Origin of the sequence: Paraburkholderia sp. RL17-380-BIE-A (assembly GCF_046028085.1) — a bacterium.
Lineage (GTDB): Bacteria > Pseudomonadota > Gammaproteobacteria > Burkholderiales > Burkholderiaceae > Paraburkholderia.
The window spans coordinates 325,385-338,587 of the sequence record NZ_JARESQ010000005.1 but is presented as its reverse complement, the minus strand read 5'-3'; the positions used below and the strand labels follow the sequence as shown (position 1 = coordinate 338,587).

10 protein-coding genes are annotated in these 13,203 nt (G+C 62.2%); 8 read left to right on the top strand and 2 right to left on the bottom strand.

Annotated features, from left to right (window positions below; translation table 11 throughout):
- Positions 1 to 72 precede the first annotated feature (72 nt).
- The 6 genes from leuS to P0D68_RS11085 all read left to right on the top strand — a co-directional run bounded on the left by leuS (position 73) and on the right by P0D68_RS11085 (position 7,410).
- Positions 73 to 2,664, top strand: a complete 2,592-nt coding sequence (gene leuS, locus P0D68_RS11110) for a leucine--tRNA ligase (RefSeq protein ID WP_408301201.1) — start codon at positions 73 to 75, stop codon at positions 2,662 to 2,664.
- Between the two features lie 91 nt (positions 2,665 to 2,755).
- Positions 2,756 to 3,307 carry an LPS-assembly lipoprotein LptE gene (locus P0D68_RS11105; RefSeq protein ID WP_091799135.1) on the top strand — a complete coding sequence of 184 codons (552 nt, stop codon included), beginning with the start codon at positions 2,756 to 2,758 and terminating at the stop codon, positions 3,305 to 3,307.
- Between the two features lie 66 nt (positions 3,308 to 3,373).
- The gene (gene holA / locus P0D68_RS11100) at positions 3,374 to 4,492 is read left to right on the top strand and encodes a DNA polymerase III subunit delta (RefSeq protein WP_408301203.1); all 1,119 of its coding nucleotides are present in this window, start codon (positions 3,374 to 3,376) and stop codon (positions 4,490 to 4,492) included.
- A gap of 265 nt (positions 4,493 to 4,757) precedes the next feature.
- Positions 4,758 to 6,029: a glutamate-5-semialdehyde dehydrogenase gene (locus tag P0D68_RS11095; protein WP_408468389.1), complete on the top strand. Its 1,272-nt coding sequence runs from the start codon at positions 4,758 to 4,760 to the stop codon at positions 6,027 to 6,029.
- Positions 6,030 to 6,114: 85 nt separating this feature from the next.
- Positions 6,115 to 6,531, top strand: a complete 417-nt coding sequence (locus P0D68_RS11090; RefSeq protein ID WP_007180398.1) for a CopD family protein — start codon at positions 6,115 to 6,117, stop codon at positions 6,529 to 6,531.
- Between the two features lie 429 nt (positions 6,532 to 6,960).
- Complete coding sequence (locus P0D68_RS11085) at positions 6,961 to 7,410, top strand: hypothetical protein (protein ID WP_408301207.1); 450 nt, start codon at positions 6,961 to 6,963, stop codon at positions 7,408 to 7,410.
- Between the two features lie 170 nt (positions 7,411 to 7,580).
- Here P0D68_RS11085 and P0D68_RS11080 read toward each other — a convergent pair whose 3' ends face one another.
- A complete protein-coding gene (locus P0D68_RS11080) occupies positions 7,581 to 8,270 on the bottom strand; it encodes a nuclear transport factor 2 family protein (protein ID WP_408301209.1) in 690 nt (229 codons plus the stop codon).
- Positions 8,271 to 8,701: 431 nt separating this feature from the next.
- On the opposite strand from P0D68_RS11080, the gene P0D68_RS11075 reads away from it, so the two are divergent.
- Both P0D68_RS11075 and P0D68_RS11070 read left to right on the top strand, forming a co-directional pair.
- Positions 8,702 to 11,263 carry a YadA family autotransporter adhesin gene (locus P0D68_RS11075; RefSeq protein WP_408468384.1) on the top strand — a complete coding sequence of 854 codons (2,562 nt, stop codon included), beginning with the start codon at positions 8,702 to 8,704 and terminating at the stop codon, positions 11,261 to 11,263.
- Positions 11,264 to 11,388: 125 nt separating this feature from the next.
- Complete coding sequence (locus tag P0D68_RS11070) at positions 11,389 to 12,120, top strand: OmpA family protein (protein WP_408301213.1); 732 nt, start codon at positions 11,389 to 11,391, stop codon at positions 12,118 to 12,120.
- 66 nt (positions 12,121 to 12,186) lie between these two features.
- Here P0D68_RS11070 and P0D68_RS11065 read toward each other — a convergent pair whose 3' ends face one another.
- On the bottom strand, positions 12,187 to 13,032 hold the full coding sequence (locus P0D68_RS11065) for a MurR/RpiR family transcriptional regulator (RefSeq protein WP_408301215.1): 846 nt from the start codon (positions 13,030 to 13,032) through the stop codon (positions 12,187 to 12,189).
- Positions 13,033 to 13,203: the final 171 nt, after the last annotated feature.

Genomic DNA, 13,203 nt, shown 5'->3' with positions numbered 1-13,203 from the left:
ATCAACGCCATTTCATCCAGCAGAGCACCAGGCCCGGTGCGAAAGCACCGAACCCAGCGATCCCATCACACCATGCACGAAAAATACGTTCCCTCCGACGTCGAATCCGCCGCGCAAGGGCAATGGCGCGCCATCGACGCGTACAAGACGACGGAAGTCACCGACAAGCCCAAGTTCTATTGCGTCTCGATGCTGCCGTACCCGTCGGGCAAGCTGCACATGGGTCACGTGCGCAATTACACGATCAACGACGTGATGTACCGCTATCTGCGGATGAACGGCTACAACGTGCTGATGCCGATGGGTTGGGACGCGTTCGGCATGCCGGCGGAAAACGCCGCGATGGCCAACAACGTGCCGCCCGCGCAGTGGACCTACGACAACATCGCTTACATGAAGAAGCAGATGCAGTCCATGGGCCTCGCGATCGACTGGTCGCGCGAAGTCGCGACCTGCAGCCCCGACTACTACAAGTGGAACCAGTGGCTGTTCCTGAAGATGCTGGAAAAGGGCATCGCGTACAAGAAAACCGGCACCGTCAACTGGGATCCGGTCGATCAGACAGTGCTCGCCAACGAGCAGGTGATCGACGGCCGCGGCTGGCGTTCGGGCGCGCTCGTCGAAAAGCGCGAAATCCCGATGTACTACATGCGCATTACGCAGTACGCGGACGAGCTGCTGAACGACCTCGACGGCCTCGGCTGGCCCGAGCGCGTCAAGATCATGCAGCAGAACTGGATCGGCAAGAGCTTCGGCGTGAATTTCGGCTTCCCGTACGAGATCGACGGTGAACAGAAGCTGCTGCGCGTTTTCACCACGCGCGCCGACACGATCATGGGCGTCACCTTCTGCGCGGTCGCCGCCGAGCATCCGCTCGCCACGCGCCTTGCGCAAGACAAGCCGGAACTGCAGGCCTTCATCGAGGAATGCAAGCGCGGCGGCGTGGCTGAAGCCGACGTCGCGACCATGGAAAAGAAGGGCATGGCCACCGGCTTCACCGTCACGCATCCGCTGACGCAGGAGCAGGTCGAAGTGTGGATCGGCAACTACGTGCTGATGAGCTACGGCGAAGGCGCGGTGATGGGCGTGCCGGCGCACGACGAGCGCGACTTTGCGTTCGTGAAGAAATACGGTCTGCCGATCAAGCAGGTGGTCGCGGTTGAAGGCAAGGAATACTCGACCGATGCCTGGCAGGAATGGTACGGCGAGAAGACCGGCACGCTGATCAACAGCGGCAAGTACGACGGCCTCAACTACGAACAGGCAGTCGACCGGATCGCCGCCGACCTGAAGGAATTGGGCCTCGGCGACAAGCAGATCACGTGGCGTCTGCGTGACTGGGGCGTGTCGCGCCAGCGCTACTGGGGCACGCCGATTCCGATCATTCACTGCCCGACGTGCGGCGACGTGCCGGTGCCGGAAAAAGATCTGCCGGTGGTGCTGCCGGAAGACCTCGTGCCGGACGGCACGGGCAATCCGCTCGCCAAGTCCGAAGCGTTCGTGAACTGCACCTGCCCGACCTGTGGCGGTGCGGCCAAACGCGAAACCGACACGATGGACACCTTCGTCGATTCGTCGTGGTACTTCTACCGCTATGCGTCGCCGGGTGCGAAGACCATGGTCGACGAGCGCACCGATTACTGGGCGCCGATGGACCAGTACATCGGCGGCATCGAGCACGCGATTCTTCACCTGTTGTACTCGCGCTTCTGGGCGAAGGTGATGCGCGACCTCGGCCTGATCAAGTTCGGCGAGCCGGCCAAGAACCTGCTGACGCAGGGCATGGTGCTCAACGAAACCTACTATCGTGAAAACGAAGCGGGCAAGAAGACCTGGTACAACCCGGCCGACGTGACCGTCTCGTTCGACGACAAGGGCCGCCCGGTCGGCGCGATCCTCAACGCGGACGGCCAGCCGGTGGTGCTCGGCGGCGTCGAGAAAATGTCGAAGTCGAAGAACAACGGCGTCGATCCGCAATTGCTGATCGATCAGCACGGCGCGGACACCGCGCGTCTGTTCGTCATGTTCGCCGCACCGCCCGAGCAGTCGCTCGAATGGTCCGGTTCGGGCGTGGAAGGCGCGAGCCGCTTCCTGCGCCGTGTGTGGAGTTTCAGTCAGACGAACGAAGCCGCGTTGCGCCAGGGCGGCACGTTCGACGCCGCGCAACTGAGCGACGTCGAGAAAACCTTGCGCCGCGAGATTTACAGCGTGCTGAAGCAGGCCGACTTCGACTATCAGCGTCTGCAATACAACACGGTGGTGTCGGCCGCGATGAAGATGCTCAACGCGCTCGACAGCGCGAAGGGCGCCCGGCCGGCCGTGCTGCGCGAAACCTGCAGCGTGATGCTGCGCGTGTTGTATCCGGTTGTGCCGCACCTCACGTTCCAGTTGTGGCAGGAACTCGGTTACGCCGACGAACTCGGCTCGCTGCTCGACGCGCCGTGGCCGAAGGTCGACGAGAAGGCGCTGGAGCAGTCCGAGATCGAACTCGTGCTGCAGGTGAACGGCAAGGTGCGCGGCGCGATCACGGTGGCCAAAGACGCCTCGCGTGAAGCGATCGAACAGCTTGCGGCCGCTCACGAGATGGTCGCCAAGTTCAGCGAAGGCAAGGCGCCCAAGAAGATCATCGTGGTGCCGGGTCGTCTCGTGAACGTGGTCGTGTGAGGATCAACGAAGACATGACAGCAGGCAGGACGCCGCCGCGCGCGGCGGCGCTTGTCCGCGCTGCGGAATCTACTGCGAACCAGGAGCCAATGTGACTCGCAGATCGTTTTTGACGCTGGCTTGCAGCGTGCTGATGTTGTCCGCCTGCGGCTTCCAGCTGCGCGGCCAGCAGGACTACGCATTCAAACGCCTCTTTATCGCCGGCGGTTCTCCATCGGCGGCCGCGCGCTTGACGCGTATCGTGCAAGGCGGCAGCGACACGGTCGTGGTCACGTCCGTCGCGAATGCCGACGCCACGTTGCAGATCACCGAAGGCCGTGGCACCAGCACGCTGACGCTGAACTCGCTGGGCGCGGTCGAAGAGTACGCACTGAATCTTTCGATGACCTATTCGCTAACGGCCAAGGACGGCACGCTGCTGATTCCGCCGAGCGTGATCGCGCTGAACCGCGCGATGACCTATAGCGATCAATATTCGCAAGCGAAAGCCGCCGAAAGCGAAATTCTCTTCGCCGATATGGAAAACGACGCGATCGACCAGCTCACGCGACGTCTGTCTGTCGTTCGCACGATGCACCCGGCGCCGGGCCAGGAAGTGCCGTCGATTGCGCCGCGCGCGCCGTTGCCGCCGCCGCCGCTGTGAGCGTCGTGCCGCGTTCTTTGTTTCGCTTAATGTGCCGCACCTGTTCAACCTCGCCGATCGGTAGCCATGCAACTGCGACTTGACGCGCTCGAAGCGCATCTCGCCAAGGGACTTGCCGGACTGTACGTCGTGTACGGCGACGAGCACCTGCTCGCGCAGGAAGCGTGCGACCGGATTCGCGCCACCGCGCGCGCGGCCGGCTTCACCGATCGCTCGGTGTTTACGGTGGAGCGCGGGTTCGACTGGAGTTCGCTGCTGGGCGCGAGCCAGTCGATGTCGCTGTTCGGCGACCGTCAACTGGTCGAGTTGCGCATTCCGTCGGGCAAGCCAGGCAAGGAAGGCGCGGACGCGCTGAAAGCGCTGGCCGCCGCCGTGAACGACGACGTGCTCACCATGATCACGCTGCCGCGACTCGATGCGGCCACGCAGAAGTCGGCGTGGTTCACGGCGTTGTCCGACGCGGGCGTCGCGCTGAAAATCGATCCGGTCGAGCGTGCGCAATTGCCGAATTGGGTCGGCCAGCGGCTCGCGGCTCAGGGCCAACGCGTGGCTGCCGGTGAAGAAGGGCGGCGCGCGCTGGCCTTTATCGCCGAGCGTGTGGAGGGCAATCTGCTTGCCGCGCATCAGGAAATCCAGAAACTCGGGCTGCTGTATCCGTCCGGGTCGCTGAGCTTCGAGCAGGTTCAGGACGCCGTGCTCAACGTCGCCCGTTATGACGTTTTCAAGTTGAACGAAGCGATGCTGGCCGGCGACGTCGGCCGCCTGTCGCGCATGCTCGACGGTTTGCGCGGCGAAGGCGAGGCCGCAGTGCTGGTGCTGTGGGCCGTGGTGGAAGAAATACGCACGCTGCTGCGCATCAAACGCGGCGTCGCGGCCGGCAAGCCGCTTGCGATGCTGGTGCGCGAGAACCGCGTATGGGGTCCGCGCGAACGGTTGATTGGGCCGGCCTTGTCGCGGGTCAGCGAAGGCACGCTGGAAAAGGCGCTTGCGCTGGCGGCGCGGCTGGATCGGCAGGTCAAAGGTTTGTCGGGCGGCACGCCGGGCAATCATCGCAACGATCCGCCGCCTGATCCGTGGGATGGCCTGTTCGAATTGGCCATGACGGTGGCTTCGCCGAAAACGTCGCCCGTGCCACCGCCACGACCTCGACCTGGAACTGCTGCACCGGCACGAAGGCCGGCCTGAACGGCAACGCCAGGCCAGCCGGCAAGCTGTGAGGGCGCTTTTGAGTCGCTCAAGAGGCACCCTTGAATCGCCATTGAATCGCATCGTGATGTCTTCCTGAAGCGCGAGTGAACCGGCAAGCCTGCTGCGTTCCTCGTGCGCCGGGGTGAAGAACAACCCGCCCGGCGGCAAGCAAAGCGCCTTCGCTCGACTTACAATCGTTGAATCATTCGCTCATTCTGTCCGTCCGCCGCACCTCGATGTGCGCGGCACCACGAGAATTTCCATGGATATCGACCAGTACATGACCGACCTCGGCCGTCGCGCCCGCCAAGCATCGCGGGCGATGGCGCGGGCGTCGACGGCGGCGAAGAACGCCGCGCTCGCAGCCGTCGCCGAGGCGATCGAGCGTGATGCCGCCTCGCTGAAAGAAGCGAATGCGCGCGACGTGGCCAAGGCTCGCGAGAAAGGCCACGACGCCGCGTTCATCGACCGTTTGACGCTGTCGGACAAAGCGCTGAAGACGATGGTGGAAGGTCTGCGGCAAGTCGCCGCGCTGGCCGATCCGATCGGCGAGATCAGCAATCTGAAGTACCGGCCGAGCGGCATTCAGGTCGGTCAGATGCGCGTGCCGCTCGGCGTGATCGGCATCATCTACGAATCGCGTCCGAACGTGACGATCGACGCCGCGGCGCTCTGCCTCAAGTCGGGCAACGCCACCATTCTGCGCGGCGGTTCGGAAGCGCTCGAATGCAATACGGCGCTGGCAAAGCTGATCGGCGAAGGTCTCGAAGCCGCCGGATTGCCGCAGGACGCCGTGCAAGTGGTGGCCACCTCGGACCGCGCGGCGGTCGGCAAGCTGATCACCATGACGGAGTACGTCGACGTGATCGTGCCGCGCGGCGGCAAGAGCCTGATCGAGCGCCTGATGAACGAAGCGCGCGTGCCGATGATCAAGCACCTCGACGGCATCTGCCACGTGTACGTGGACGATCGCGCGGATCTGACCAAGGCGCTGACCGTTTGCGACAACGCCAAGACGCACCGCTACGGCACCTGCAATACGATGGAAACGCTGCTGGTCGCGCGCGGTATCGCGGCTCAAGTGCTGCCGCCTTTGGGCAAGCTGTATCGCGACAAGCAAGTCGAACTGCGCGTGGACGCGGCGGCGCGCGCGGTGCTGGCGGATGCGGGCGTGGGCCCGCTCGTCGATGCAAGCGAAGAAGACTGGCGTACCGAATATCTTGCGCCCGTGCTGGCGATCAAGGTGGTGGACGATCTCGACGCGGCGATCGAGCACATTAACGAGTACAGTTCGCAGCACACCGACGCGATCGTTACCGAAGACCACGATCGCGCAATGCGCTTCCTGCGCGAAGTGGACTCAGCGAGCGTAATGGTCAACGCGTCGACGCGTTTTGCCGATGGTTTCGAATTCGGTCTGGGCGCGGAGATCGGCATCTCGAACGACAAGCTGCATGCGCGCGGTCCGGTGGGACTCGAAGGGCTGACGTCGATGAAATACGTCGTGCTCGGGCACGGCGAAGGCCGTCAATAAGGGCGGCTTCGCGGGCTAGTCTTTCGTAGAAGCGCGGTGATGTGCGCGCTTCTCTTTACGCCAATACGCTGCACAAGGATCGTCGATGCTTTGGGTCAAAACCTTTCATATCGTCCTGGTTGCTTCGTGGTTCGCCGGCCTGTTCTATCTGCCGCGCATCTTCGTCAATCTGGCGATGGAAACGGAACCCGCGGCCACGGCGCGTCTGTTGACGATGGCGCGCAAGCTGTTTCGCTTCATGACGTTTATCGCGGTGCCGGCGCTGGCATGTGGACTGTGGCTTTGGCTCGTGATTGGCATCGGCAGCGGGCAGGGTTGGATTCACGCGAAGGTTGGTGTGGTGGTGCTGCTGATCGGGTATCACGCGTACTGCGGTGTGTTGCTGCGGACGTTCGAGCGCGGTGAGAATCGTCGGTCGGATAAGTGGTATCGGATGTTCAACGAGTTGCCGGTGCTGGGGATGTTGGCGGCGGTGGCGTTGGTGGTGATCAAGCCGTTTTAAAGCGTGGGCGAGCGTTCGCTGCGTTGGTCAGGTTGCAGGCGCGGAATTGTGAAGGGCGGTTTGCTGGGTTCGGCAAACCGCCTTTTTTTATTGTTGGTTTCGATGTGCGACGGATTGTCTTAGGCTGAACGGATAGCGCGGTTGTGAGGCTATATTGGGACGACCAATGCGCGTGTGGGCTGATTTATAATTTCCGCACCATTGGCACCAACCGATGGTCTGGTTTAGCAGCCAGTGCCAAAAACCGCACCCCGCCTAGGCGGGCGTGCGTCTGCCTCTGCACGTCTAATTTCAATGGGCGGGCCGTGGTGGGGAGCCGAAAGGCTCGCCGGTATGTTTTTGGCCCGGTCTGCTAACCCGCTACGTGCCCGCTCACCCTCCTTGCAAGCGAGTGTCGGGCGATCCAGTTAAGTTTCAGGAGATCGCACCATGAGCAAGTCCATCAAAAATCAACCCGCCTCACGCCCACCAGTCGATGCCTTGCAGTACGAAAAGCTCGCGTTGTCGGCATTCGGTTCCTGCGACCGGCAGTTGACCCAACTTAACCGTTTGGCCACGCTTGCGACCTCGATATATAGGAATCCTGCATTGACCCACCACGAACGACGCAGCCGGCAAGTGCTGCTCGAACTGCTGGTTGAAACGTGCGAGGAATACGAGCGGGAAGTGGAAGGCGACCGCGAGTTGTATCAGGTGATTGCGCTCGATGCGAAGGGTATCGCGCACCGGCGGATCACGGCGGGTGCAGCGGCGAAGTTGCTGGCGGAGGCGGGGCAGAAAACCATGCAGGCTCGCGAGCAAGCCGAATCGCGCAAATTTGCGACACGTAATTCGACGCATGAAAACGCGGACGTAGCCATTGCTGCGGCCACGCACTGAGACGGTCGGCGGCACATTCCAGCAACAGCAAAGCAAAAGAGGCGCGAGCCTATCGCGCCTCTTTGCTTTTTGCTCGCGACGACGCCAGTGTTTGCCGCAGTTGAAACCGCGAGCCCAGCGACATAGGACGCAGCCGCAAGACCGCGTTCAGTCGCCGCGATCCGCTGACACTACATGGGCCGGCGCGTCATATGCGATGAAATGACGCGCCAACCGTCAGGTCGCTTGGCATAGACGTCGGTGAAGACGAACTTGACTTTCAATGCGCCAGGCGCTGGCGAGTAGTAGTTCACGCCAGTGACTACTGCGATATCGCCGTCCACGTGCGCCTCGACTTGATCGAGCGATTGGGACGCACCCGCGGGCAACCCTGGCGCTGCGAGCGCGTCGGATTTACTGCGACTCGTGCCATTTGCTGTGATCTCGACATACGAGTCGTCAAGCACTTTGTCGAGCACGGCTTCGTCGTGACTGGAGGCAGCTTGGGCCCAAGATTGTTCGAGTGCGATCAGCGCGGCTTCGTCTGGCGTGGTGGCGTATGAATACGATGCGACGGACGAGAGCAACAGGCCCACAGTGGTCAGGGTGACAAAGCATTTCATGGTTTTTCCTTGTTGAAAGTGGGTTTGGCTCGACGCAACGCCGGGGATCCGCCTGGCCGCTAGCTCGCGCTCGCTGGGACGAAGTGGAACTCCACGGAATCGGACACCGGAGCCGGCCGCAGTCGAGCCGGTCGCTTTGGATGCGCGCTTTATGTCTACATCCAGGTAGCGGGGCTCTTTGTTGAAGCAATGCTTCCGATTTTGCGGATGGCGAATGTGCTTCTCAACAGGACTTTTCCTAAAGTTAAGAATTTTCATTAAGAAAAATCAGATTTTCGTATTGTTCGATTGGAAAAATAATTTTTCAATTGCGCTAAGGCTCAACGTGTATCGCAATCAGAATAATCTTGGTTTCGCCTCCTGGCGGATAAGCGTAATCAATTAATTCGATATTTGTTTGTGAAGTTTTGGGGTGTTTCGTGACGCGGTAAGGCGATGTTTCGAAATTCTTCCTATCTGCGTAGCCATTTCTTATTTCGTTCCGATCTTTTCAGAATCGTCCCATTAAAGCGTAGGTGGTCGCGATCTATATTCAGATCGCCCACTGACGGGTTAATGAGATGGTTCGAAAGTTCTTGTTCATGCAACCGTTTCCTTTAATTCCCTCAGCAATCGCTTGATCTGCGTGCAGCGCCCTATCAGTCCTCCGCAAATCAGAACAGTTATCACACGTTCGACAGGATTTAACCTTGAACAAGACTTACAAAACCGTTTGGAATGAAACAACCGGTACTTATGTAGCCGCATCGGAAGAGACGAAGAGCCGCGGGAAGAAAAGTAGTAACAGGAAGCTGCTTGCGGTTGCCATGCTGGCGGCGGGTGTGGGCAGTGTGCATGAAGCGAACGCAGGTGCGCTCGATGGCGGGACAAGCGGCGGAGGCGCGGCAATTGCCTATGGCAGCGGCGCGATGGCCTCGCATTGGGTGTATGGAACAAACTCGGACGCGATAGCGATCGGACAAAACGCCATCGCTACAGGTCAGAGCTCAACGGCGTTCGGCCAGGCGGCCTCTGCAGGGGCGAATAGTGCTATCGCTATCGGCTTCGGCGCGACCAGTACCGGTAGTGCGTCGATTGCGCTTGGCGCGTCAGCATCGGCATCGGGTGGCTATTCGAACGCGATGGGTTATCAGGCAAGCGCGTCGAGCGCGGACGGCGTGGCGATCGGCACGCAGGCCAACGTTGATAGTGCCGCGGCGCAAGGCGTCGCGATCGGTGCGCGGGCAACGGCGACGGGCGGCACCTCGATAGCGCTTGGCAACTCAGCGAAGTCGACTGGCACGAGCGCGGTGGCGCTGGGCAACACAGCAAAAACGAACGGGACGAGCGCGATTGCGATGGGCTCGTCCTCGTCGGCTGCAGCGGACTACACGTTTGCGGCAGGCAACGCGGCATCGGCCGTGGGCCTTGGCGACATCGCGTTGGGCGCATCGTCGACGGCCAGTGGTGCTGGCGGCACTTCCTACGCCACCGCATTGGGAACTAATTCCCAGGCAATTGGAGCCAATGCCGTTGCAGTCGGCGGCGGCGCGAAAGCGTCGGCGGTAAATTCGGTGGCACTGGGCGCAGGTTCGACGACCACAACGGCGGTCGCCACCTCCGGCACGACGATCGGCGGCATCACCTACACGTTTGCAGGCATGGCTCCGTCGAGCACGGTGAGCGTGGGTGCATCGGGCAGCGAGCGCACGATCACGAACGTGGCGGCTGGCCGCCTGAGCGCGACGAGCACGGATGCGGTGAACGGCAGCGAACTGTTTGCCACCAACCAGCAGGTGACGCAGAACACCGCGGACATCATCAACCTGACGAACAACATGAACAACGGTTCGGTCGGCCTGGTGCAGCAGGACCCGACGTCGCGCACCATCACGGTCGCGAAGGGCACCGACGGCGCGCTGGTCGACTTTGCCGGGACAGCAGGCGCGCGTCAGCTGACGGGTGTGGCCGCCGGCGCAGTGACCGCGACAAGCGTGGATGCGGTGAACGGCGCGCAGCTCTACGGCGTGTCGCAGAGCGTGGCGGATGCGATCGGCGGTGGCTCGACGGTGAACACGGATGGCTCGATCTCGGCCCCGACTTACGTTGTGAACGGCGCGACCGTCCACAACGCGGGCGACGCGATCACCAACCTCGACAACCGTGTGACGCAGAACACCACCGATATCAGCACGATCAACAACACGCTGAACAGCATCACCACCGGCGGTGGCGTCATGTACGTCCACGTGAACTCGGCCCTGGCCGATTCGCAGGCAAGCGGTGCGGAGTCGGTGGCGATCGGCGGTAACGCGCAGTCGCAGGCAGCGAACTCGGTCGCGCTGGGTTCGAACTCCGTCGCTAACCGTGCCAACACGGTGTCGGTGGGTTCGGCGGGCAACGAACGCCAGATCACCAACGTGGCGGCCGGTACGGCGGATACGGACGCGGTGAACGTCGCGCAGTTGAAGGCGTCGGGCGTGATCAATACGGATGGCACGACCAACGCTGCCGTGACGTACGACCACAACACTGACGGGTCGGCGAACTACAGCAGCGTCACAATGGGTAACGGCGTGGCGGGCGGCACGACGATCCGCAACGTGGCGGCAGGCACGGCCGCTGACGATGCGGTCAACGTCAGCCAGATGAACGCGGCCATCTCCAACGTCACGAATATCATCAGTTCGGCCGGCAACCCGATGTTCGCGGCAGACGGCAACCGTGACACGGAATCGGCCGTCGCCAGCGGCACGCACGCCACGGCAATGGGCGCGAACGCGAAGGCGAGCGCGGCGAATTCGGTGGCGCTGGGTGCGAACTCGGTGGCGGATCGCGAGAACACGGTGTCGGTGGGTTCGGCGGGCAACGAACGCCAGATCACCAACGTCGCGGCCGGCACGGCAACCACCGACGCAGTCAACGTCGGCCAGTTGAACGAAGCGATCGGCGCGTCGGTCGGCAACCTGCCGGCCGGTACCTCGGCGAAGGACTACACGGACCAGCAGATCAACGCGGTGCAGAACGGCTTGAACCAGGTCGCGAAAAATGCGTACGCAGGTATCGCGGCCGCTACGGCACTGACGATGATCCCGGACGTCGATCAAGGCAAGACGATCGCGGTCGGTGTCGGCGGCGGCTCGTATAAGGGTTCGCAGGCCGTCGCGCTCGGCGTCTCGGCCCGCATCACCCAGAACCTGAAGATGAAGGCCGGCGCGGGTACGAGCTCGCAAGGCACGACGGTGGGCGTGGGTGCTTCCTACCAGTGGTAAGTGCCATGACGGATGGGGCTTGAGCCTCGTCCGTCAGCCAGATCTGCTTTGACTTGACTGCTTGCGCGCCCTTGTCCGAGGAACACACGGCAAGGGCGCCGCCTCAATTGACTGAATCCCTGAAAATGAACTTAACGCTTTCCAAGTCTTCGCGCGCGCTATTGCTCGGCGCGTGTGTGATGTTTCTCGCTGCGTGTAGCACGCAGTCGGGGCCAACCTATACGCTTCACGCGGTGAGCGTGCCGAATCAGCAGGCGCCGATCTATCGGGTCAATTGCGAGGGACTCTTCGAAAGCTCGAAGAGTTGCGTGCGTGTGGCGGGGGAGACCTGCAAGAATCAACCGGTGACATGGCTCGAAGCCGTTGATCGCGTAAGCGACGGCGCGCTGAAGAAGGATGCGCGCGAATTGACCTTCATGTGCGGCAGACCGGTTGTTGCAGATCAGCTCCCGCAGCAGCCGGTGCTGCAACAGCCCGCTGCGCAGCCGCAAGCAAAACAGGTGGCGCCGCAGGTTCGCCTGCTGCTGCAAGGCAACGCGAACTTCGCGACGGATAGCGCGGTGCTTGGCTCAATTGCAAAGAGGAATCTCGACCACTTCATGAGCGTGAACCGGGGCGTGAACCTGCATCGCGTGACGGTGGTGGGCTACACCGACGCGACAGGCTCGGAAGCCCATAACCTGAGTTTGTCCGAGGCTCGCGCCGACGCCGTCGCACAATACCTGCGTGATGGTGGCCTCCACGCCGAGCAGTTCGTCGCACGAGGTCTGGGCAGTACTGATCCGGTCGCGTCGAATGCGACGCCCGAAGGCCGCATGCAGAACCGCCGCGTCGACGTCCGCGTATTCGCCGAGTAACGCGCAGCCCGCATCGCTCGACCCCGAAGGCCTGCCATCGCGCAGGCCTTTTTCATCTGCAACGCCTCAACCCTCGTCGTCGACCCGCAACCGGCCGATTACGCCTTTCGCCTGTCCCACGCGCTCCACTAACTCGGGACCACGCTTGAGCGCGACGCCGACCGCCAGAATGTCGCCGATCGCCAGATGCGACATACGCGATGTCATCGGCGAAAACACATCGTTTTCCTCGGCCACATTCGAGAACAGACAGATCGACGCGACTCGCGCGAGCGGTGAGCTGCCATGCGTGATCGCGATCACTTTCGCGCCACGAGCGAGCGCTGAACGCGCGGCTTCGATGATGTCGCGGGTGCGGCCGGTATTCGATACCGCCACCACCACATCGCCGGGGCCGAGCAGTGCCGCCGACATCGAATAGGTATGCGGATCGGAGTAGGCGACGCTTGGCATGCCGAGGCGGAAAAACTTGTGCTGAATATCCTGCGCGGCGATGCCCGAGCCGCCCGCGCCGTAGAACTCGATGCGCGCCGCGTTCGCGAGCAACTCGACGGCCGCTTCGACGCTATCCGGCGACAGGCTGTTGCGCACTTCGATCAAGGTGCCGATGGTCCGGTCGAATACCTTCGCGATGAGGCCGGGAGCGCCTTCGTCCGGCCGCACGTCCCGATAGACGGTGGGCACACCGGACGCAATCCCCTGCGCAAGCCGGATCTTGAACTCACGAAACCCCGAAAAGCCGAGCGCATGACAAAACCGCGCGATGGTCGGCTGGCTCACGCCTGCGCGGGCGGCCACTTCCGTCATGGAAAGATCGAGCACTTCGCGCGGCGCTTCGATCACGTAGTCGGCCAGTTTGCGCTCGGACGGCCGCAACTGGTCGCGCATCTCTTCCACCTGGGACAGCATCATTGGAAAACTCGCACTATGCTGAAGAATGCGTGGACTATATCTGATTGCTGAAGAGGTACAAAAACTACATTTGAGGCGGTAGGTGTAATCCCTAGGTTTCGGCCGTTGCATGCGAGAGCAAGGCTGGCCGGGCGTTTCCGGCTGTCTCCGTATGCCGCAGCGCAGCAGCGT